The organism is Janthinobacterium sp. 64, from assembly GCF_002813325.1.
In the GTDB taxonomy this organism is placed as follows: Bacteria; Pseudomonadota; Gammaproteobacteria; order Burkholderiales; family Burkholderiaceae_D; genus Janthinobacterium.
Genome location: NZ_PHUG01000001.1, coordinates 32,649 through 54,232 on the forward strand (window position 1 = coordinate 32,649; position 21,584 = coordinate 54,232).

Annotated in this window: 23 protein-coding genes and 1 pseudogene; 11 read left to right on the forward strand and 13 right to left on the reverse strand. The window is 63.8% G+C overall.

Annotated elements, in window-relative coordinates; genetic code table 11:
* Position 1 precedes the first annotated feature (1 nt).
* Positions 2-793, forward strand: coding sequence for an aliphatic sulfonate ABC transporter permease SsuC (gene ssuC / locus CLU91_RS00185; RefSeq protein ID WP_100872467.1), 792 nt, complete (start codon positions 2-4; stop codon positions 791-793).
* Positions 794-818: 25 nt separating this feature from the next.
* A complete protein-coding gene (locus tag CLU91_RS00190) occupies positions 819-1,661 on the forward strand; it encodes an ATP-binding cassette domain-containing protein (RefSeq protein WP_100872468.1) in 843 nt (280 codons plus the stop codon).
* On the opposite strand, the gene CLU91_RS00195 is transcribed toward CLU91_RS00190, so the two are convergent.
* Positions 1,606-2,328: an HAD-IA family hydrolase gene (locus tag CLU91_RS00195; RefSeq protein ID WP_100872469.1), complete on the reverse strand. Its 723-nt coding sequence runs from the start codon at positions 2,326-2,328 to the stop codon at positions 1,606-1,608. The two genes, CLU91_RS00190 and CLU91_RS00195, sit on opposite strands and share 56 nt — an antisense overlap.
* 55 nt (positions 2,329-2,383) lie before the next feature.
* Positions 2,384-2,833, reverse strand: coding sequence for an META domain-containing protein (locus CLU91_RS00200; protein WP_100872470.1), 450 nt, complete (start codon positions 2,831-2,833; stop codon positions 2,384-2,386).
* A 182-nt stretch (positions 2,834-3,015) separates the two neighbouring features.
* Between CLU91_RS00200 and CLU91_RS00205 the strand changes: the two genes are divergently transcribed.
* The 5 genes from CLU91_RS00205 to CLU91_RS00225 all read left to right on the forward strand — a co-directional run bounded on the left by CLU91_RS00205 (position 3,016) and on the right by CLU91_RS00225 (position 8,091).
* The gene (locus CLU91_RS00205; RefSeq protein WP_232730565.1) at positions 3,016-3,918 is read left to right on the forward strand and encodes a hypothetical protein; all 903 of its coding nucleotides are present in this window, start codon (positions 3,016-3,018) and stop codon (positions 3,916-3,918) included.
* A complete protein-coding gene (gene pdxR, locus CLU91_RS00210; protein ID WP_100872472.1) occupies positions 3,915-5,396 on the forward strand; it encodes a MocR-like pyridoxine biosynthesis transcription factor PdxR in 1,482 nt (493 codons plus the stop codon). Before CLU91_RS00205 ends, pdxR begins: the two co-directional genes overlap by 4 nt.
* 124 nt (positions 5,397-5,520) lie before the next feature.
* Positions 5,521-6,699 (forward strand): benzoate/H(+) symporter BenE family transporter, encoded by a 1,179-nt coding sequence (locus CLU91_RS00215; RefSeq protein WP_100876503.1) that lies wholly within the window; start codon positions 5,521-5,523, stop codon positions 6,697-6,699.
* An 85-nt stretch (positions 6,700-6,784) separates the two neighbouring features.
* Complete coding sequence (locus CLU91_RS00220) at positions 6,785-7,516, forward strand: CPBP family intramembrane glutamic endopeptidase (protein ID WP_100872473.1); 732 nt, start codon at positions 6,785-6,787, stop codon at positions 7,514-7,516.
* A 32-nt stretch (positions 7,517-7,548) separates the two neighbouring features.
* A complete protein-coding gene (locus CLU91_RS00225; RefSeq protein WP_100872474.1) occupies positions 7,549-8,091 on the forward strand; it encodes a gamma carbonic anhydrase family protein in 543 nt (180 codons plus the stop codon).
* Here the strand turns inward: CLU91_RS00225 and CLU91_RS00230 are convergent.
* The 7 genes from CLU91_RS00230 to CLU91_RS00260 all read right to left on the reverse strand — a co-directional run bounded on the left by CLU91_RS00230 (position 8,064) and on the right by CLU91_RS00260 (position 14,124).
* The gene (locus tag CLU91_RS00230) at positions 8,064-9,005 is read right to left on the reverse strand and encodes an acyl-CoA desaturase (protein ID WP_100872475.1); all 942 of its coding nucleotides are present in this window, start codon (positions 9,003-9,005) and stop codon (positions 8,064-8,066) included. The genes CLU91_RS00225 and CLU91_RS00230 overlap by 28 nt on opposite strands.
* On the reverse strand, positions 9,005-9,322 hold the full coding sequence (locus tag CLU91_RS00235; protein ID WP_100872476.1) for a DUF3144 domain-containing protein: 318 nt from the start codon (positions 9,320-9,322) through the stop codon (positions 9,005-9,007). Before CLU91_RS00235 ends, CLU91_RS00230 begins: the two co-directional genes overlap by 1 nt.
* A gap of 70 nt (positions 9,323-9,392) precedes the next feature.
* Positions 9,393-9,887, reverse strand: a complete 495-nt coding sequence (locus CLU91_RS00240) for a gluconokinase (RefSeq protein WP_442906590.1) — start codon at positions 9,885-9,887, stop codon at positions 9,393-9,395.
* An 8-nt stretch (positions 9,888-9,895) separates the two neighbouring features.
* Complete coding sequence (locus CLU91_RS00245; RefSeq protein ID WP_100872477.1) at positions 9,896-10,399, reverse strand: OmpA family protein; 504 nt, start codon at positions 10,397-10,399, stop codon at positions 9,896-9,898.
* 17 nt (positions 10,400-10,416) lie between these two features.
* Positions 10,417-11,688, reverse strand: a complete 1,272-nt coding sequence (locus tag CLU91_RS00250; RefSeq protein ID WP_100872478.1) for a diguanylate cyclase domain-containing protein — start codon at positions 11,686-11,688, stop codon at positions 10,417-10,419.
* Positions 11,685-12,275, reverse strand: coding sequence for a YfiR family protein (locus CLU91_RS00255; protein WP_232730566.1), 591 nt, complete (start codon positions 12,273-12,275; stop codon positions 11,685-11,687). Before CLU91_RS00255 ends, CLU91_RS00250 begins: the two co-directional genes overlap by 4 nt.
* Before the next feature lie 196 nt (positions 12,276-12,471).
* Positions 12,472-14,124, reverse strand: coding sequence for a Na+/H+ antiporter (locus CLU91_RS00260; protein ID WP_096238416.1), 1,653 nt, complete (start codon positions 14,122-14,124; stop codon positions 12,472-12,474).
* Positions 14,125-14,313: 189 nt separating this feature from the next.
* On the opposite strand from CLU91_RS00260, the gene CLU91_RS00265 reads away from it, so the two are divergent.
* The 4 genes from CLU91_RS00265 (at position 14,314) to CLU91_RS00280 (ending at position 19,205) form a co-directional block, all read left to right on the forward strand.
* Positions 14,314-15,612, forward strand: coding sequence for a cytochrome c (locus CLU91_RS00265; protein ID WP_100872479.1), 1,299 nt, complete (start codon positions 14,314-14,316; stop codon positions 15,610-15,612).
* A gap of 16 nt (positions 15,613-15,628) precedes the next feature.
* The gene (locus CLU91_RS00270; RefSeq protein WP_100872480.1) at positions 15,629-16,096 is read left to right on the forward strand and encodes a (2Fe-2S)-binding protein; all 468 of its coding nucleotides are present in this window, start codon (positions 15,629-15,631) and stop codon (positions 16,094-16,096) included.
* Positions 16,089-18,410, forward strand: a complete 2,322-nt coding sequence (locus CLU91_RS00275; protein ID WP_100872481.1) for a xanthine dehydrogenase family protein molybdopterin-binding subunit — start codon at positions 16,089-16,091, stop codon at positions 18,408-18,410. Before CLU91_RS00270 ends, CLU91_RS00275 begins: the two co-directional genes overlap by 8 nt.
* A 129-nt stretch (positions 18,411-18,539) precedes the next feature.
* Positions 18,540-19,205, forward strand: a complete 666-nt coding sequence (locus tag CLU91_RS00280; RefSeq protein ID WP_100872482.1) for a dienelactone hydrolase family protein — start codon at positions 18,540-18,542, stop codon at positions 19,203-19,205.
* 33 nt (positions 19,206-19,238) lie between these two features.
* Here CLU91_RS00280 and CLU91_RS28775 read toward each other — a convergent pair.
* The 4 genes and pseudogenes from CLU91_RS28775 to CLU91_RS28780 form a co-directional block, all read right to left on the reverse strand.
* Positions 19,239-19,334 (reverse strand): annotated as a pseudogene (locus CLU91_RS28775) (S-formylglutathione hydrolase); the annotation flags it as partial.
* Between the two features lie 54 nt (positions 19,335-19,388).
* On the reverse strand, positions 19,389-20,297 hold the full coding sequence (locus CLU91_RS27660) for a hypothetical protein (protein WP_157814517.1): 909 nt from the start codon (positions 20,295-20,297) through the stop codon (positions 19,389-19,391).
* A 66-nt stretch (positions 20,298-20,363) separates the two neighbouring features.
* Positions 20,364-21,251 (reverse strand): PIN domain-containing protein, encoded by an 888-nt coding sequence (locus CLU91_RS27665; RefSeq protein ID WP_157814518.1) that lies wholly within the window; start codon positions 21,249-21,251, stop codon positions 20,364-20,366.
* Positions 21,196-21,486 (reverse strand): PIN domain-containing protein, encoded by a 291-nt coding sequence (locus CLU91_RS28780; protein ID WP_198521192.1) that lies wholly within the window; start codon positions 21,484-21,486, stop codon positions 21,196-21,198. Before CLU91_RS28780 ends, CLU91_RS27665 begins: the two co-directional genes overlap by 56 nt.
* Positions 21,487-21,584 lie beyond the last annotated feature (98 nt).

Genomic DNA, 21,584 nt, shown 5'->3' on the forward strand with positions numbered 1-21,584 from the left:
GATGGCGGCCGCCTCCATACAACGGGCAGGCGCCGCGCCGTGGCGTGATTCGCTGGCGCCGTGGGCCTTGCCCGTGGCGCTGCTGCTGGCCTGGCAGCTGGCGGCGCAGTGGGGCTGGCTGTCGAGCCGCATCCTGCCCGAGCCGTGGGCCGTGGCGAAAGCCTTCTGGCACCTGGCCGCCTCGGGCGAATTGTGGCTGCACCTGAAAACGAGCTTGTGGCGCGCCACGGTGGGTTTTGCCGTCGGCGCGGGACTGGGCTTGCTGCTGGGCTTATTGACGGGCAGCTTCCGCCATGCGGAAACCCTGCTCGACACGACCCTGCAAATGGTGCGCAACATCCCGGCCCTCGCTTTGATTCCGCTGGTGATCCTGTGGTTCGGCATCGATGAAACGGCCAAGCTGTTTCTGCTGGCCGTCGGCGTCTTCTTTCCCGTCTACCTGAACACCTTCCACGGCATCCGTTCGGCTGACCAGGGCTTGATCGAAATGGCGAAAAGCTATGGTCTCTCGGGCTGGCCGCTGTACCGCGACGTGATCCTGCCCGCCGCCATGCCGTCCATTCTGGTCGGCGTGCGCTTTTCGCTGGGCCTCGTGTGGGTGCTGCTGATCGTCGCCGAAACCATTTCGGCGCAGGCCGGCATCGGCTACATGACCATGAATGCCCGCGAATTTCTGCAAACGGACGTGGTGCTGGTGGGGATTTTGCTGTACGCCTTGCTGGGCAAGCTGGCCGACCTGTTTTCGCGCCGGCTGGAGCGCCACTGCCTGCGCTGGAATCCCGCCTACCGATAGTGACGAAATGAGGAAAGAAAATACCATGCTGCTCGCTCCCATCCAGATCGAAACGGATTTTTTGTCGCACTTCGTGCAGTACGACCCGGCCAGCGCGCCGCCGCAGGCGAAGGTCGCCCCGCAAGCTCCGTTGGCGCGCCGTGGCGTGCCTTTGGAACTGACGCAATTGAGCAAGGCCTATGGCGAACGCCCAGTGTTGAAAAACGTCGACCTGCAACTGGAAGCGGGAGAGTTCGTCGCCATCGTGGGGCGCAGCGGCTGCGGCAAGAGTACCTTGCTGCGCTCGATCGCGGGACTGGAAAGCATCGATGACGGCAGCATCGCCATCGGCAGCGGCGTGGGCGCGCCCGACATCCGCATCATGTTCCAGGAATCGCGTCTGCTGCCGTGGAAGACGGTGCTCGACAACGTGGCCTTGGGGCTACCCCGCTGCGTCGGCGCGGCGGCCGCCTCGCTGTGGACGGTGGGCCTGGCCGAGCGGGCCGACGACTGGCCGTCGGCCCTGTCGGGCGGGCAGAAGCAGCGCGTGGCGCTGGCGCGCGCCCTCGTGCACGAGCCGCAACTGCTGCTGCTCGACGAACCCCTGGGCGCGCTCGACGCCCTGACGCGCATCGAGATGCAGCAGCTGATCGAGTCGCTGTGGCTGGCGCGGGGCTTTACGGCCGTGCTGGTGACGCACGACGTGGCCGAAGCCGTGGCCCTGGCCGACCGCGTGCTGCTGATCGAGGATGGCCAGATCACCATGGACGTGCAGGTGGACTTGCCGCGCCCGCGCCAGCGCGGCCATGCGGCTTTCGCCGCGCTGGAGCAGGCTATCTTGTCGCGCGTGCTGCAGCCGCAGGGTCGGACAACTGCGCCAGCACGATGAACCCATCCGCATCGACGCTTGCCACGATGGCTTCATAATTGGCGATGGCAGGGTGGCGCGTGGCCAGCGGGTGCGCATGCGTGGCGGTGACGACGATGACCTTCGCGCCCGCCGCTTCACCGGCCTCGATGCCGACGGACGCATCCTCGAACACCAGGCACTCGGCTGGCGCCACGCCCAGTTTTTCCGCGGCCAGCAGGTAGCAATCGGGTTTTGGTTTGCCGGCCTTGACGTCTTCCGCCGTCACCATGATGGCGGGGATCGGCATGCCGGCCGCCTTCAGGCGGGCCGTGGCCAGCGCGCGCGGCGCCGAGGTGACGATGGCCCATTGCGCGGGCGGCAGCGATTGCAAAAAGCGCAGCGCGCCCGCGATTTCAATAATCCCTTCCACATCGATGATTTCCGCATCCGTGATGCCCTGCGATTCGCGCTGCGCGTCGACGCCGGGCAAGCGCAGCTTGGCGATGGTGTCGACCGAGCGCGCGCCGTGAATGGTAGGCAGGAACGCCGCCACGTCGAGGCCCTGACGCTGCGCCCACGTGCTCCAGATGCGTTCGGCGGCGGCGATGGAATTGATGACGGTGCCGTCCATGTCGAACAGAAAAGCGCGGTAGCGGCCGGCGGCCGACGGTAGCGGGGATGAAGACGGCGAGGGCAGTGCGGACATGGCTTCCTTCCGGATGATGGGCTGGAAGCCATTGTAACGGCAGTCGATTTTTATTTCACAGGTACACTGATTCAAACCTGGCCACGGGCGCGCCATCCTTGAGCAGGATCAGCTTCTCGCCGTCGAGCTGGTAGCCCGTCACGCTGTTCAAATTGGCCAGCACGGCGCTTTCCAGCTGCATCAAAGGGGGCGGGCAAGCCATGCGCGTGCCGGCCAGTTGCGTGAAGCGCAGGGCCGTGCCGGCCAGCGTATAGCCGCCCATGACGCGGTTGCAGCCAGTGAAACCGGTGACCTTGCCATCGTCGGTGAGGGTAATGCGCACTTCGCGCTCCTGCTGCGGCGCCATCGCCACGGGAGCGCCATCGAGCTGCGTGAGCTTCCAGTAGGTATTCGTCAGGCTGGCGTTCGGCTTGGCGCTGTCGCTGGTGGCGGCGCAGCCGCCGGCCATGGCGATGGCGGCGGCGAGGGGAAGGTATTTAAGATGATGCGTCAGGCGATGCAGCATGGGATGCTCCTGTGAGAGGGGAATCCCTGCAGACTAGCAGGTTTTGCGCGCCGCTCAGCGCACGGCAGCGGTGATTGTTTCCATTTTGCCAGTCCTGGCATTAAACTCATGCTTTCTATTGTTTTAATGTTGATCGGGGAGCCGGGCCGATGCTGCAAGCGCAATCGCTGGATAATCGACTCGTGGCCACCACTGCCGACGACGTGCTGGTCGACCGCATCGTGCCCGGCGCGCCGCTGGTGATCGCCTTCGGTTTCGTCTCGTGGACCACGCGTCCCGCCTTCGATTTTTACGGGCGCCTGAGAAAACTGGAACAGGCCAGCGGCCAGCATCTGAACAAAATCCTCGTGCGCGATTCGGGCAATGCCTGGTACCACCGCCGCATCGCGGGCCTGGGCAGCCACGTCGACGAAACGGCGCAAGCCTTGCGCGAGCTCGTGCGCCGCATCGCACCAAGTACCGTCACCACCGTCGGCCAGTCCATGGGCGCGTACGCGGCCGTCATGTATGGCTTGCTGCTCGACGCGCAGCAGATCGTCGCCTTCGGGCCGCTGTCCTTCCTCGACGTGCGGCAGGCACGTTTGTACCATGAGCTGCGCTGGTTGCCCGTGATGGAGTCGCTGGCGCAAGACCCGCCGGCGTCGGGCTACTACGACCTGGCGGCCCTGTGCCGCGCCAGGGCGACGGACGCCACGCAACTGCACCTGGTGTTCGGCACGCGGCCGGATATGGCCAACGGGGGGGCCAGCGCCAGCGAATCGGTCAACCTCGACGCCATGCACGCGCAGCGCCTGGCGGCCTTCGGCCGCTCTACCTTGCATCCGTTTCCCCAGTCGGGCCACGCCGTGGTGCAGCACCTGATCGACACGAAGCGCATCAATGGTCTACTGGCCAAGTGCATACTGGGTCTTGCGCTGGAAGAGGAAGCCATGCCGGACATCAGCCGCGAGTGGCAGGACTGGGTGGCGGAAAACCTGCGTTTGGGCTGCGCCGGCGAACAGCTGGTGGCGGTGCTGCAGCAGCACGGTTTTTCGCTGGCCTGCAGCATGGCGGCCGTGGATGCTGCCCGCGCCAAGGCCCCATGACGCCGCAGTTCGAACTCGACACCCTGAAAATGCGCCTCGCGGCGCCCGAACTGGCGGCGCTCGACTTGCGCGTGCGGGTGCAGCGCGCGCTGCGCCAGCTGATACTCGACGGCGTGCTGGCGCCGGGCCTGCGCCTGCCTGCCACGCGCGCGCTGGCGCAGTCGCTGGGCGTGTCGCGCGACACGGTGGAAATGGCGTATGCGCAGCTGCGCCTCGATGGCTATCTGCGGCGGCAATCGGGATCGGGCAGTTTTGTCTCGCCGACGATAGGGGCTAGCTTGCTGGGCAAGCCGGCGGTAGCGCCATTGTCCATGCCGGCGCAGCCGGTGGCCCTGAGCGCGCGCGGCGCGCAGATACTCGCCAGTGGCGGCGTGCTTGATCAGCAAAGCGTCAAAGCTTTCGCCACGGGCTTGCCGGAAACGCGCGCCTTTCCGCTCGACGTGTGGGAGCGCTTGCGGCGCCAGGCGGCCGGCGAACACCGTGCCGGCATACTGCTGCACGGCGACCCGCAAGGGGCCGAGCCTTTGCGCCAGGCCATCGCCGATTATGTGAACCTGGAGCGGGGCGCACGGGCCACGGCGGATCAGGTGCTGGTCTTGAGCAGCACGCGCCAGGCGCTGTACCTGTGCGCGCAGGTGCTGGCCGATGCGCATGGCCCGATATTGATGGAAGACCCCGGCTATTTCGGCGCGCGCAAGGCGTTCGAGATGGCGCAGCTGCGCGTCGTGCCCGTGCCCGTCGATGCAGATGGCTTGTCCATCGAGCACCTGCGGGCGGACCGCAGTGGCGCCAACACGGTGTACGTCACGCCGTCGCATCAGTACCCGACGGGCGCCACGCTGGCGCTCGATCGCCGCCTGGCCCTGACCGCCTGGGCGGCCGAGCGCCAGGGCTGGATCATCGAGGATGATTACGACAGCCAGTTTCACTATGCGGGCTTGCCGACGGCGTGCGTGCAGGGGCTGGACACGCAGCAGCGCACGATTTACCTGGGCACCTTCGCCAAGTCGCTGTATCCGGGGCTGCGCATCGGCTACATGGTGCTGCCGCCCGCGCTGGTGAAACCGATGACGCATGCGCGCAGCATCCTCGATGGCCACACGCCGCAACTGGACCAGTTGACACTGGCCCGTTTCATCGCCGACGGCCATTTCGCGGCCCACGTGCGCGCCATGCGCAAGGTCTACGCCGTGCGCCGCGATGCGATGGCGCAGGCCGTGCAGCGGCACCTGCCGCACGTGGTCACGGCGCAGCTGCCGCCCGGCGGCTTGCAGATGCCCTGTCTGCTGCACGAGGGCAGGGACGAGCTGGAAACGATACGGCTGGCGGCGCAGGCGGGCATCGTGCTGCCGGGCCTGAGCCGGCTGTACGCGACGCCAACGCCACCAAAGCGTGGCGGCTGGCTGCTGGGCTTTGCGGCGCTCACGCCGCACGAGATCGACAGCGGCATCGTCCGCCTGGCCCGCGCGCTAGGCTGATGCTGTCAAAGTGGTCTGCTATATGCGCTTGAATTGGCCTGCTTTGGCAGTCCATATGGCCATTAAGATGCTCCCTTTTAATTGCAGGGGCACACACATGACAACCACCACCACCACCGCCGCCATGGCCGACCGGCTGCACTGGCGCGATATCGCTGCCCCCACCATGGCGGCCTGTATTTCCGTCCTCGTCAACTATGGCGGCACCTTCGTGCTGGTATTCCAGGCGGCCCAGCTGGCCCAGCTGAGCGCCGCGCAGACGGCGTCCTGGGTCTGGTCGCTGAGCATCGGCGTGGGCGTGACGGGCATCTGGCTCAGCTACCGCTACCGCGCGCCCATCATCACGGCCTGGTCGACGCCCGGCGTGGCTTTTCTTGCCACCGTGATGCCGCACACGCCGTATGCCGAGGTGATCGGCGCCTATATGATTTCCGCCATCGCCTTCATTTTGCTGGGCATGTCCGGCGCCTTCGAACGCCTGGTGCGGCTGATCCCCGGCGGTATCGCCGCCGGCTTGCTGGCCGGTATCTTGCTGCAGTTTGGCGTGAATGCGTTTGGCGGCGCCAGCGCCGATCCCGTGCTGGTCGTAGTATTGCTGCTGTCGTACGCGGTGCTGCGCCGTTTCACGGCACGCTTTGCCGTGGTCGGCATCATGCTGACCGGCCTGGCCCTGCTGCTGGCGCAGGGGCGCATCGATGCGCAAGGCATAGCACTGGCCTTTGCCGCGCCCGTGTTCGAGATGCCGCGCTTTTCCGTGGCGTCCCTGCTGGGCGTGGCGCTGCCCCTGTTCCTGATCACCCTGACGGGGCAATACATGCCCGGCATGCTGGTGCTGCGCAATGACGGCTACCCCGTCAGCGCCAACCCCATCTTGACGGTGACAGGGCTCGGCTCGCTGCTCATGGCGCCGTTCGGCGCGCACGCCTTCAACGTGGCCGCCATCACGGCCGCCATCTGCACGGGCAAGGATGCACATGCGGACCCGTCGAAGCGCTACGTCGCGGGCCTGGCGTGCGGCGTGCTGTACATTCTGGTGGGTATCTTCGGCGTCACCCTGGCCAGCCTGTTCATGGTCTTGCCGCGCAGTTTTATTACGGCGCTGGCGGGCCTGGCCTTGCTGGGCGCCATCGGCAACAGCCTGGCGCAGGCGATGGCGGACGTGCGCATGCGCGAAACGGCCTTGATTACTTTCCTGGCGACGGCGGCGAACGTGACCCTGCTGGGCGTGGGCGGCGCCCTGTGGGGGCTGGCGGCGGGGCTGGCGGCGCACGTGCTGATGCATGGCTGGCGCAAGGCGGCATAGCAAGACAGGTTGCCCATGTTGCCCGCCGCCGCATACAATTGCTGCGCCCGTGCCCGTTGGCACCGTCCTTTTCCCGATGTGAGCGATGGCCGACCTGACTTCCCTGGCGCAGTATCTGCTGGCGATCACGCCCGCCTTCCTCGTCTGCGCCGCCTTGCTGCTGGCGGTGCCGCGCTCGGTGCCGCTGCTGCGCGTGCTCGTGCACATCGTGTTTTTCGTGCTGGCGCGCGATGCGATGACGGCGCACGGCTACTGGCAAGTGGCGGCGGGCGGCTTGCGCTTCACGGCGCCGCCGCTGGTCTTGCTGGCGCTGGGCGCCATGTCGCTGGGGCTGGTGGCCAGCACGTGCTGGCTGGAAAGCGAGGCGCGCCGCCAGATCCATTGGATGGGCATGCGCCCGGCCCTGTCCGTGCTGCTGGGCGTGGCGGGCGCTTGCCTGATCGTCGCGCTGGCGACGGGCTTGAAAGCCCTGTTTGGCTTGCCGTCCCTGCCGCCCGTCGCGCCATCCGCGCTGCCCTTGCTGCTCGGTTTTGCGCTGGCGGCCAATTGTTATGAGGAATTGCTGTTTCGCGGCTTGCTGCAGCAGCAATTGCGCGCGTCGCTGCCGGCCTGGCGCGCGGCGCTCGTGTCGGGCCTGCTGTTTGGCCTGTGCCACGCTTTTCTTGCCACCACCGTCACGCAGGTGGGCGCGCCCATCCTCGTCTTCACCGTGATCGAAGGCGTGGTGGCGGGACTGGTATATTGCCGTGCCGGCTTGCTGGGCGCGTCCCTGGCCCATGGCCTGGCGATTTTTGCGCTGGCCGCCGGCTGGGTGTGAATATTTACTAATTAATGAAAAGCGAGAAAGCGATGCCTGTCAGTTCCTACCTGAATACCCGTCCCGTCCTGGGCGAGCGCGTGTACCTGCATGACACGGCGCAAGTGATTGGCGATGTGCAGATCGGCGACGACTGCTCCATCTGGTGCAACAGCGTGCTGCGCGGCGACGTCAACCGCATCGTCATCGGCGAAGGCAGCAATATCCAGGATTTTTCCATGGGCCATGTGTCGCACAAGAATGCGGCCAAGCCCGATGGTTCTCCCTTGACCATCGGCAAGTACGTGACCATCGGCCACTCCGTGATCTTGCACGGCTGCACGATAGGCGACGAATGCCTGATCGGCATGGGCAGCATCGTCATGGATGACGTGGTGGTGGAAAAGCACGTGATGCTGGGCGCGGGCAGCCTCGTGTCGCCGGGCAAGGTGCTGGAAAGCGGCCATCTGTACGTGGGCCGCCCGGCCGCCAAGGTGCGCGCACTGACGGAAGCGGAGATCGCCTACCTGCGCTATTCGGCCGAGCACTACGTGCGCGTGAAGAACAATTACCTGGCAGGCGGCGACGGCGCCTGAGCGCCAGCGTCGTCAAGGCGGCGCAGTTCCGGCCGCGGCGCCAGGTCGTCCGGCAGGCGCAGGCCGGACACCAGGCCCAGACGCCGCAACAGCAGCAGCACCCACCAGCCCGGGTCCCATTCGCCCGGCTGAAGGCCCAGCCTGGCTGAACCCGGATACGCGTGGTGGTTGTTGTGCCAGCATTCGCCCATGGTCAGCAGCGATGTCAGGCGGATATTTTTGCCTTGCACGGCGGCGCCATCGACGTAAAAATGCATCTGGCCATGGTTGTGGGCAAAGTAGCCGATCAGCCAGTGGCCGAGCACGCCGGCGCTGATCCGCGCGCAGACGCCCCAGCAGACCAGGCCCCAGCCGCCCCAGACAAATAGCGCGACGGCCCACGGCAGTTGCTGCAGCATCCAGGTAGCTTCCAGAAAACGATAGAAACGGTCGTGCGCGATGCGCGGCTCGATGGCGATGTGCGGCGGATGGTCGAGTTCCAGGCGGCAGAACAATTGCCAGCAGGCATCGCGCCAGAAACCGGCGCCGTGGCGCAGATAGGGGTGGCAGTCGGGCAGGCGCTGGGCATAGTCGCGCAGTTCGTGCTGGCGCAGCAAGGCCAGCGGGCCGCTCAGGCCCACCAGCACGCCCAGGTAGACGAGTACATACTCCAGCCATTGCGGGCAGGCAAAGCTGTCGTGGATCAGTTTGCGGTGGCTGCCCAGCGAGTGGCCGAACAGCAGGACGATGGCCGTGCCGGCCGCAAACAGCAGCAGGCCGGTCCAGCTGAAGAAGCACAGGGCGCCAGACACGGCGCCGGCCAGCATGGCCGCCAGCCATAGCGATGGCAACGGCGCAAAGCGCACCGTACCGTCCAGCACGCTGTTGGCGTGGCTGGCGCGGGCGCGGTGGCTTTCCAGGCTGGCTGCCGTCATCAACCCTTGGGGGCCGACGACGGTTGCGTGTACTTGTCGAAGTTGGTGATGTAATCGTTGAAGTTGTCAGTCAGCATGCGCTTGTACTGTTCCGTGAAGAAGGCCACGGCGCCTTCCTTTTCTTCCTGCATCTTGGCCACGTCGTTGCTCTTGCTAGCGACGAGGAAGGCGTTGAAGCGGGCGGCTGCGTACAGCAGCGAGGTGGCCACTTCATTGCCGCCGCTGTGCATGCATTGCTCATTGGCCAGGGCGATGACCTGGTCGGCGCGTTCCCAGAATTCCGGGCCCGGTGCTGGTTTTGTCGTTGGTGTGTTCATGAAAATCCCTATGAAAGTGCGCGCCAGTCTACACAGGGGGCCGCGGGCTGTCCAGCCGCGCGGCTGCCGGTCAGGACGCCTGCAGGATCTGTTCCAGCAAAACGGGCAGCGGCTGGCGGATGTCGAGCACGATGCCGTCTTCGTCCGGCTGCAAGGGCTGCAGGGTGGCCAGCTGGCTGTCGAGCAGGCTGGGCGGCATGAAATGGCCGGGGCGCTGCAGGCGGCGCTCCAGCACGTCGCGCGGACCGTCCAGGTGGACAAAGCGCAGGGCCGGGTCGCCCTCGCGCAGTACGTCGCGGTAGGCGCGCTTCAGGGCCGAGCAGGACACGACGAGGCCGCTGCCTTGCGCACGGGCCGTGGCGATGCGCTCGCGCAGGGTGGCCAGCCAGCCGGCCCGGTCGGCATCGTCGAGCGCAATGCCGGCGGCCATCTTGGCCACGTTTTCCGGGGCATGCACGTCGTCGCCCTCCACGTAGGGCACGCTCAAGGCGTCGGCCAGCAGGCTGCCGACGGCGCTCTTGCCGCAGCCGGACACGCCCATCACGACCCAGCGCACGGCGGGCACGCCCAAGCTCAAGGCGCCGAAACGATGACGGTGACGCGGCGGTTTTCCGCCTGGCCAGCCTTGGTGGCGTTCGAGGCCACGGGCTTGCTCATGCCCAGACCCTTGACGACGATATTGCCGCGTGGAATGCCGACCACGCCCATCGCATCGGCCACCACGTTGGCGCGCGCCAGCGACAGCTTGTTGTTGAGTACTTCGGCACCTTCGTTGTCCGTATGGCCTTCCACGCGCATGTGGGTAATGCCCACTTTCAGCAGGGCGGCGCTGATTTTCTGGATGGCGGCCCGGCTCGGCGCCGTCAGGCTGGAAGCGCCGAAATCGAACAGCAGCTTGTCGGTAAAGCTCAGCTCCCAGCCTTCGTCCGTCTGCTTGAAGCCCTGTTCCGTCAAGGTGGCGACTTGCTCGGCGTTGAACAGCGGTTTGGTCTCTGGCGTGCTCTGGCAGGCGGCCAGCAGGCCCAGCATGAACAGACCGAGCAAGCCGCGGCGTAATTGTGTGTAGATGAATTGCATGGTGTTGCTCCTTGGGGTCAGGGGTGAGTGTGGGGTTGCGGCAGGCGCGCCACCTGGCGCGTGCCGCGCTGCGCCTGCTTGGCGCGGTACATGGCTTCGTCCGCCGCACCGACCAGCGAGACGGCGTCGATGGCGTGATCGGGGAAGACGGCCACGCCGATGGTCAGCGAGCTGACGATGCTGTTGCCGGTAGGCAGTTCAATGGCTTGCGCCATGGCGGTGATGATGTTGTCGGCGATGTGCATGGCGTCGCTGCTGTTGCGCAGCGGCTTGAGCAGGATGGCGAATTCGTCGCCGCCCAGGCGCGCCACCAGGTCGCCCTCGCGCAATTGCTGCTTGATGCGCGCGGCGATCGTTACCAGCACGCGGTCGCCCGAGGCATGGCCAAACGTGTCGTTGATGTATTTGAAACGGTCGCTGTCGAGGAACAACACGGCCACCTTGCCATTGCCGATGCGCGCTTCGAGGATGGCGCGTTCCAGCTCCGCTTCCATGAAGGCGCGGTTCGACAGGCCCGTCAGGCTGTCGTGGTTGGCGCGGTGCGACAGCGAGGCGTGTTCCTTTTGCAGATGGCTTTGCCACGCCTCCAGTTCGTCGAGCAGGGCGTTGAAGTCGTCATTGAGCTGGTTCAGTTCGGCGATGTTGGCGGGCGGCACGCGCAATTCGAACGAGCGGTCGCGCCGCACGCGGTGGGCCGTTTCCGCCAGGTGGCGCAGGGGCGAGGTGATTTCCGTTTCCATGCGGCGCGACAGGCGCACGGCGACGACCAGGCTCAGTACGAGGCAAGCGAGCAGGCAGGAGAGGCCGCTCAGCAGGAAGGGCAGCAGGCTGCGGCTGTGCGGCACCAGGGTGATGCTGCCGATGGCCTGGTCATTGCGCATGACGGGGAAGGTCAGCGAATCGGGCAGCATCCAGCCCGTCAGCGCGCGTTCGATGTAGTAGCGTGTGCCGTGTTCGCCCCGTTCCCAGCGGGCCAGCACCTTGCCGGCCTTGTCGCTCACCTGTGCCTGGTCGATATCTTCATTCACGCCGATCAAGGCCAGCGCTTCTTTGGCGACCAAGGCGTCGCCAAAGACGACGGCCCCTTCCACCGTGTAGCTCATCGAGCGGGCCACCAGGCGCAGGTTGCGGTCCGAATAGACGCGCAGGGCCAGCAGCGCCACGGCCGTCAGGGTCAGGCCGGCCGCCAGCACGGCAATCAGCGACACGCTCAGGTGGGCGCGCCGCAGCACGCTGTCGAGCGTGCGGCGGGGCTTGCGCGCCGACTGGGGAGGCATGCTGGCGCTCATGGCTGCGGTGCCTTGCGACGCGCAATTTGCAAGGCGTTCGGATGCACGCGCAGGCCGCTGCGGGCGATGGCGTCGAGGTTGACGTCAAAACCGATCTGCGCGTCGTTCAGGCGCAGGCAGAACATGGTGCCCACGCTGCAGGCCGTGCCGGGTTCGGCGACCGATAAAATAGGCTTGCCGATGATCTGCGCCAGCAGTTGGTCGCGTTCGCCCTCGGGCAGGCTGCCCAGGTAGATGACGTCGCATTCACTGGCAGCGGTGGCCGCCGCCGGGACTTTCACGCGGATGCGCTGGCCCAGGCTGGAGGCGGGCTTGTCGACGATGGCCGCCCCGTAGCGGGGCACGCCAAGCATGCAGACGCGCACTTCCGGGCGCGCCACGGGCCAGCGCACATAACTGATGATGCCAAACAGGACCTGGGCCACCTCGGCCGGTCGCCTGGCGTCGGCCGCCGCGCCCGTCTGCGCCCACGCCGCGCACGGCGTCAGCGCGCCGTAGGCGAACAGCGAGGCCAGCAGCGAGGTCAGCAGCACTGCGAGCAGGGCGGGCGGCGCGGGGCGCTGCCGGTGGCGGTGGGAGGAGGGCACGGCGTCGGGTATCTTTATGCAGGTCGGGCGGCGATTCACATCCTTACTCAACAACACAGACTGTACGGAAGTCCATGCTGAAAGTAAATGATGGCGCTACGCCATAAAGCTTGCATTATAAACACGAATGCTGAAACTTGCATTCTTTACCATGATAATTAACTGATCGACACTATTATCGTGCAACAGAGTGTTGCTATTCTTCCAGCGTCGCTTCCAGCAAGTCGATTTCGCGCAGCAGGCGCAAATGGATGGTGTCGTCGAGTTCGCCCGAGATGCGGCGGCGGTACAGTTCATCGCGTTCCGCATTCAGCGCTTCCAGGCGCAGCGCCCGTTCGGCCTTGGCCAGTTCCTGCAGCCGTGTCGCCTCGTCGTTGCTGCTTTCGCCGTACGCGAGGCGGCGCCGGTAGGCTTCGATCAGGCGGTTGGCCGCCTCGGTGACGACTTGCTGCTTGTCATTCTTGTCGATGCCTTCGCAGACTTTTTCCAGCCGCGCGATGGCCGCTTCGGCGGCAGCGGCGCGGGCATCGCGCTCTTCCGTCGAGCGGCGCGCGGGCGGCGCGAACACCAGGCCCTTGGTCAGCAGGGGCAGGGTGACGCTGGCCAGTATCAGCGACAGCAAGATCACGCCCATGGCCAGGAAGATGACGAGGTCGCGCGCGGGGAAACGATTTCCGTCAGGCAAAAACAACGGCAGGGTCAGGATGCCGGCCAGGGTCAGCGCACCGCGCACCCCCGCAAACGAGGCCACCAGCAGCAGGCGCAGGCTGGGGCGGGCCAGCAGCGCCGCGTCCTTCGGTTCGCCGGCCATTTTCTTGTGGTGCTTGAACAGGGTCAGTTTCATGGAAATGAAGACCCAGATGAAGCGCATGAAGGTCAGCCCCACCGTGATGGCGATGACGAACAGCGGCAGTTTCCAGGCGCTGCCGGCGCCCACTTCCATGGAGGCGGCGGGCAAGCCGGCCACGGTGGTGGGCAGTTGCGCGCCCAGCATGACGAAGATCACGCCATTCAAGACCAGTTGCACGGTATCCCACACGGCCTTGCGCTGGGTGCGCGTGGCGGCCAGCGGGCGGCCGATCAGGTCGGCGTAATGCATGGACACGCCGGCCGTGGCGGCGGCCAGGATGCCGGAACCGTGAATTTGCTCGGCACCCAGGTAGGCGGCGAACGGAATCAAGATGCTGATGAGGATTTGCAAGCCAGGTTCTTCACCGACCTTGCTCACCAGCCATTTATTCGCCAGGCCCACGCCCCAGGAAATAGCCAGGCCGATGACGATGCCGCCGCCCGCTTCCTGCAGGAAACTGAGCGAGGCGGCGCCGATGGAAAAGCCGCCCGTCATCATGGCGCCCACGGCAAACGTGAAACAGACGAGGCCCGAGGCGTCGTTGAGCAGCGATTCGCCTTCGAGGATATGCATCAGGCGCGGGGGGATCGGGTTGCCGGCCGCGATCGCCGAGACGGCCACGGGGTCCGTCGGCGACAGGATGGCGCCCAGCGCGAAGGCGACGGCCAGCGGCACGCTGGGGATCAGCCAGTCGATGAAGAAACCCATGCCCAGCACGGTAAACAGCACCAAGCCGATGGCCAGCATCAGGATCGAGCGCGCATCGGAAAAGAAGGCACCCTTGGGAATGCGCCAGCCATCGAGAAACAGCAGCGGCGGAATGAAGAGCAGGAAGAAAATATCGGGATCGAGCGGCACTTGCACGCCAAACAGGGCCAATCCCGTGCCGCCGGCGATCTGAATCAGGGGCAGCGGCAGCTTGACCCAGCGCGAACGGGCGATGAAGCCGCACAGGACGACGCTCAAGACGAGGATGAGGATGATGGTAACGGTATGCATGAAGGAGCGGCGGCGTGCTGAAACGCTGATTATAAGGTGCAGCCCGCCTGCGGCGTTGCCTGCGTGTCATTGCGTACATACAACAAGTCACAATCGCGGTAAGATTCTCCCTATCATTGTCAACATTTACCCTGCTGCTGCCGTCCGTGCGCGGCAGGCGCGTGCTTAGCCTTCTATCGGACTCCTGTTTTGCTCAAGAAAATCTTCACCGGCTTGCTGCTGTCGCTGGCATTGCTCATCGTGGCGGCGCTGGCTGCCTACTTGTATTACTGGCGCCCCGCGCTGGCGCCCATCGATCCGCCTGCCGCCACGGCATTTTCCCCGCAAGTGGTGGAGAAGGGCCGCATTTTGGCCGGCATGGGCAATTGCGCCGCCTGCCATACGGCCCAGGGCGGCGCCGATTACGCGGGCGGCCATGGCCTGGCCACGCCGTTCGGCACGATCTACGCGACGAATATCACGCCGGACCGGCAAACGGGCATCGGCCGCTGGTCGCTGGCCGCCTTCCAGCGGGCCATGCGCGAAGGCGTGGGCCGCGATGGCGCCCATTTGTATCCCGTCTTTCCGTACACGCATTTCAACCTCGTCTCGGACGCCGACCTGACGGCCTTGTACGCGTATCTCATGACGCGCCCGCCTGTGTATGCGGTCGCGCCCGCCAACAGCGTGCCGTTCCCCCTGAACCTGCGCCCCTTGCAGGCGGGCTGGAAGCTGCTGTTTTTCAAGCCAGCGACGTATCGGCTCGATGCCGCGCAAGGGCTGGACTGGAACCGGGGCCGCTACCTGGCCGAGGGCCTGGCGCATTGCGCCGCCTGCCACACGCCGCGCAATGCGCTGGGCGCCGAGCTTGCCGGTTCATCCTATCTGGGCGCGGCCATCGACCACTGGTATGCGCCGGCCTTGACCAGCGCCAACACGGCGCCCTTGCCGTGGACGCAGGACGAGCTGTACGCCTTTTTGCGCACGGGCGCGACGGCCCTGCACGGCGTGGCGGCAGGGCCCATGTCGGCCGTCGTGCACGAAGGCATGGGCGCTTCGCCCGACAGCGATATCCGCGCGCTGTCCGTGTATTTCGCGGGCGTGGCCTGCGCCGAACAGCGCCAGGTCGATACCGGTACTGTCGTGAAAGCGGGCATCGCGCGTTCGCAGCGCGTCAGCCTGGTCGACAACGACCGGGGCGCCAGCCTGTACGTGGCCGCCTGCGCATCGTGCCATTCAAACAGCGATGGCAAGCCCGCGGCCCTGCGGCCGGAACTGAGCCTGAACAGCGCCGTCAGCGCGCCCGATCCCGCCAACCTGATCCAGGTGATATTGCACGGCATCAGCAAGGACGACGCCATGCCCGGCGTGTTGATGCCCGGCTTTGCCGCCTCGCTGACGGACAACGACGTGGCCCAGCTGGCCGCCTATCTGCGCCGCAGCCGCAGCCACCAGCCGGCCTGGACGAATCTGGACGCGGCCGTGGCACGTGCGCGTGCCGGCAAGTAATTACTGAAAGTTTCTTATGTACAACCTTATTGTCAATGGCCAGCCCTTCGGCACCGAGAGCGACGCCGAGACGCCCCTGCTGTGGGTGCTGCGCGACGAAGTTCAATTAAAAGGCACGAAGTTTGGCTGCGGCATCGGCATGTGCGGCGCCTGCACCGTGCACGTCGATGGCCGCGCCATGCGCGCGTGCATCACGCCGATTGCCGCCGTGGCCGGCTGCGCCATCACCACCATCGAAGGCCTCTCGCCCGATGGCACGCACCCACTGCAGCGGGCGTGGCTGGCCACGCAAGCGCCCCAGTGCGGTTATTGCCAGTCGGGCCAGATCATGCAGGCGGCCACTTTGTTGAAAGATTATCCGCAGCCGACGGATGCGAATATCGATGCCGTCATGAGCGGCAACCTGTGCCGCTGCATGGCGTATGTGCGCATCCGCAAGGCCATCAAGCTGGCAGCCGGCATGCAGGAGGCGCCCGGTGTTTAAGCTGCCAAAAGAAAATTCTGTTGCACGTCCCAGCGCGCTGGGCCGGCGCGGTTTCCTGATCGCCGCCGCCGGCACAGGGTTTACGCTGGCTTTCTTGCGCGCCGACAGCTCATTGGCTGCCGCCAAGGCGGCATCCGTACCGCCTGCCAAGCCTGCCGCACCAGCCGTGTTCGACCCCAGCATCTGGTTTCAGATCGGCCGCGACGGCATCGTCACCGTCAACATCGCCAAGGCGGAAATGGGTCAGCATATCGGCACGGCGCTGGCGCGCATCGTGGCCGAGGAGCTGGAAGCGGACTGGAGCAAGGTGCGCCTGCATTACGTGGACACGGACCCGAAATGGGGGCTGATGGTGACGGGCGGCAGCTGGTCCGTCTGGCAGAATTTCGACCCGCTCAGCCGTGCCGGCGCGGCCGGCCGCCTCGCGCTGGTGGAAGAAGGCGCGCGCCTGCTGCGCCTGCCCGTGTCCGCCTGCCACGCCAGGCTCGGCGTCGTGCATGGCCGGGGGCGCTCGATCAGCTATGGCGACATCGTGCGCCGTGGCAAGCTGGCGCGCCAGTACACGCCCGGGCAATTGCAAGCCATCGTGCTCAAGACGCCGCGGCAGCGCAGCCTGATCGGCCAGCAGGTGCAGGCGCTCGACATCCCCGCGAAAATCAATGGCACGGCCGTGTACGGCATCGATGCGGAAGTCGAGGGCATGCTGTTTGCGCGCCCGAAGATCCCGCCCACGCGCTACGGCGCGAAAGTGGTGTCCATCGACGACTCGGCGGCGAAAAAGGTGCAGGGCTACCTGCGTTCGTTCGCCTTGCAAGACCCCAGCGGCACGGTGCCCGGCTGGGTCATGGTGGTGGCCGACACGTATGCGGCCGCCATGCGCGCGGCCGACCTGGTGCAAGTGAAATGGCGGGCCGGCGCGGCGGCCCACGTGGCGGAACAGGATATCCTCAACTATGCTGGCAAGCAACTGGCCGATGCCAGCCTGGGCGCCCGCGTGGTCGATGATGATGGCGTGGAGCAAGCGTTCAACGATGCCAGCCTGCAACTGGAACGCCACTACACGACCAGCACCGTGCTGCATTTCCAGCTGGAACCGGTCAATGCCTTGGCGCAGGAAATCGACGGCGTCTGGCATATTCATGCGGGCAATCAATGGCAATCGCTGATCCTGCCCGTGCTGGCGCAAGCGTTGAACGTGCCGGAAAACAAGGTGATGCTGCATACCTATCTGCTCGGCGGCGGCTTCGGGCGGCGTCTGAATGGCGATTATTGCGTGCCGGCCGCGCTGGCCGCGCAAGCCGTGGGACGGCCCGTCAAGATGATATGCACGCGGGCCGACGATGCCCGTTTCGATTCGCCCCGTTCGCCCTCCGTGCAGCATGTGCGCATGGCGTTCGACGACGCTGGCAAGGTGTCGGCGATGGTGCACGAAGCGAGCGCAGGCTGGCCTACGCAAGTGATGATCCCCGCCTTCCTGGCCAAGGATAAGCAGGGCCATCCGTACGATCCGTTTGCCATCGCCGGCGCCGACCACTGGTACACGGTGGGCGCGCAGCGCGTGCGGGCCGTGTCGAACGACCTGGCCAACAGCAGTTTCCGCCCCGGCTGGCTGCGCTCCGTGGGTCCGGGCTGGACGAATTGGGCGGTGGAAAGTTTCATGGACGAGGCGGCGCAGGCGGCCAAGGTCGATCCGCTGGCCTTCCGTTTATCCCTGCTGCAGGCCACGGGGAGAAATGCGGGCAGCGCGCCGAACGCCGTCGGCGGCGCCGCGCGCCTGGCCCACGTGCTGCAGCGCGTGGCGGAAAAAGCAGGTTGGGGCACGGCCATGCCGCCCGACACGGGCCTGGGCATTGCCGCCACGTTCGGCCAGGAGCGCGACATGCCCACCTGGACGGCCTGCGTTGCGCGGGTAAAAGTGGATCGCAGTACTTGCATGGTGAAAGTCGAAAAGCTGTTCATGGTGATCGACGCGGGCAGCATCGTCGACCCCGATGGCGCGCTGGCGCAGGCGGAAGGGGGCGCCCTGTGGGGCGTCAGCATGGCCTTGCATGAAGGCACGGCTTTCCTCAACGGCGAAGTAAAGGATACCAACCTGAATACCTACACACCGCTGCGCATGGCCGACGTGCCCGAGCTCGACATCGAATTTGTTGCCAGTACGCAAACTTCGACGGGCATGGGCGAGCCGCCCACGACGGCCGTGGCGCCGGCGATAGGCAACGCCATCTTTGCCGCTGTCGCTTCGCGCGTGCGGCATTTGCCGATCCGCCCGGAAGCCGTGCTGAAGGGGCTGGACCGGCACGGCGCCGTCTGATGCGGACGCGCGGCGAATTTGACGTGCGCCGCGCGTGAACGGGCGCAGGCTGCTACACTGAGGTCAGCACCCTGGGCATGCAGGCTGTGCCCGGCCCGGCAAGATCCCAGCTCGATTGCGGAGGCAACCATGCAAGAACAATTTGTCAGCATTACGGCCGATGAACTTCAAATGGATGGCGTGCTCGACATGCCCGAGCGGCCCGTCGGCATCGTCCTGTTTGCCCACGGCGCAGGCGCCGACAGCGACTATCTGGGCGCCTCCAGCCACGCCACTTCCCAGGATTTTTTGCGAGCGGGCATCGCCACCTTGCGCTTCGACCAGGCCGGTGTCGGGCCTGGCGGCGGCAGCAATGGCCATGCGTATTTCGTGCGCAGCGATATCGTGCTGCTGGCGCGCCAGCTGGAAAAAGCCCTGGGCTGGCTGCAGGTCGACCCGTCCACGCGGCGCCTGCCCTGCGGCCTGTACGGCTATGGCACCAGCGCGGCCGTCGTGATGCAGCTGGCGGCCTGGCGCAGCGCGGAAATCGCCGCACTGGCCGTCTGCGATGGCCAGGTGGAAATGGCCGGCAAGGCGGCGCTGGAAAACGTGCGCGTGCCATCGTTGCTGATCGTGGGCGGGCGCGACCCCGACGTGGCTGGCCTGAACCGCATGGCGTTTGCCACCTTGCGCTGCGACAAACAACTGGAACAGATCGCCGCGCCTGGCGGCCCCGACACGCGCCACCAGGCCGCCCTGCTGGCTACCGACTGGTACACGCGCCATTTCAGCGGGCATACCAGTACGGCGCAGTAGCTGGATTGGGGCTCAGGCGGCGCGCAAGTTCTTCGCATGACGGGCGCAGCTCAGCTCTAAAGGCTGGCCGGCGCAGCGGTACGCCGCTTCGAACACATCGGGGTGCAGTTGATCCGGCAAGAACTTGTCGATAAATAAAAATAATTCGACATATTTCTTGATGATTTTATTGGTGGGTAATGTTTAAAAAACCACATCGCTTTCGGGCGGATTAGATACGTCAACGAAGTAAATGATCTGAGAAGCGCAAACGGCTAACACGTATTCCGCGACCTCGGCTGTTGCAGCACCACCTTCAGCTCCACCATGGCCGACGCCCTGGCCACCGCTGCGATAAGCGTAGATAGCTGTGGTTATTTGTGCAAGCGTCTTTGGGACAGTGACTTCTTTTGTATTGCCCAACCATTTGGCTAGATCTCCAAGCGTTGTGGCTTTCGCGGTAGGGAATAAAGCTTTTCCAGCAGCTTCAACCGCACAAACAGCTTCCTTTACGCAATTTTCATAATCAGGGTTCGTGCGCTCACGAAAGAATTTCATTGCCTTGTCGTAGTGCTTACGAGCCCCTAGTAATCGCGAATCTCCGAGAACAACTTGTGCTCTAGTAGTAATATCAACGGTATGTCTCCGGCCACGCCGAAGAACGAGGCCGTCTTTAAATTCGAATGCTAATTCTTCTTCTGCAAACAATCGCTGAAGTCCACTTGCAATGAACGCCTGAACCTCAGATTTTGAGGTTACTACATGGTATTCATCATATTGGTTATATCCGATTTCCTTAGCTAGGTAACTATAAAGACGCTCACAGAAGTCGTATGTCTTGTCCCAGTGCAATACCCCAAGTGCCTCTTGAGCGTGTTTTTTTGCTAGCTGGTAACTGGCGACTTTTGATGTTTCGTACTCAATGGGTGGAATTCGAGCAATACGTTGAAGCTCGTTCGCTACGGTTGTCCAATTAGAAATAAAGTCTCGATTAATAAGATCTAGTAAAAGATGTGATAATCCAATTTTTGCGGTTATAGGAAAATCCAAATCGATCTGTCTATGTGCGCCTCTATTTCTGGCTGAAAACGGCGCGTCTGGTAAGTTTGTCATTTGATAATTTATAATTGGAAGCACGAGTGCTGATGTTTACTATTTTGGGCTGGTGTATTGACACCATTAGTCACGAGGGTCCATATCTTCCTCATCTCGTGTCAGTCCGAAGAGTTCTGCCACAGCCAAGGAAAGTTCTGGTTTAATATCGTAGTGTTCATTCAGTAGTGCAGTGAAGAATGCAAATACATCGCTGTCGGAAGCAATCCATGCGATCTGGTTGTTGTTGAGTGCAGCGGTAAAAAGTAATTCAACATCGTCTTTGCTGAGCGTGGCGCGTAATTCTTCGAGTTTGGCTATCGCGGAATGCGTGGATGTGAACGCCATGCTATCGATTAGGTCGGTTATTGCGCTATTTTTTTCCGCAATAACGGATTCCATAGTCATAGTCTGGACCGCCATGTTCGACTCTTCAATCTCTCGGTTTTGATCAGAAGGGGCAGGTGCCAGGTGTTCGATGGAGGATGCAGTTTGATGTACTTGCTCAGCGATTAATGCGGCTTCGCTTTCGAGAGAAATTAGATACTTGTCGATAAATGGGCGCAACTCACTATAAAGATACAGGCATGCATTCTTTTTTCTGCTCCATTCCTTTTCTAAAAAGGGGTGAGCACGTCCCGTATTCATTCCTGATACGTAGTCGCTGTCTTTAGAAACGATGTGTAGGTCTTCATTCGGCACGTTTTGGAGTAGGTATTCCCAGTTGTATTGGTCACCTACGCTCCCAGATTTACCTGGAGGATTTCCCTTTTGCATACGTGATATGGCGCGTTGAAAAATTACATCATCTTCCGCATAAACATTTGCTTTTCCAATCAGCTCACTAAGTACCTTATCCGCCGAAAGCGTATGACTTGAAGCCTCCGTTGCCGCTTGATTAATCATTAAGTTTCGCGCCTTAAGAGCTGAGTCCACCGCAGCAGAATAGATTGCAGCGTGGGGGTTGTCTTGCATGTGGCGCGGGATCGAGGTCGGGAAGCTTTCTTTTTTTGAATTGATCGGCCGACGCTTTTAACTTAGGTTCCCGATTGCGTTCCAACTCGTTGAGTACTTGTTGCGGGAGATGAAGTTGAATCCTGTCATCGCCTAAGTTCTCAATCAACTTCTTAAGCTGACCAAGATCGTCTTTAGTATATGAATAGAAAGTCAAAAATACATTGGTATCAACGAATAGGTGAATGCGTGCCATCTTTGCCTTTGTTAATTACTGTACCTGAGTTGTCTGCCGCTTAAATAGGTCATCGCAAATTATGTTTGTAATTTCATCATACCTGAGGCTACGCTGCC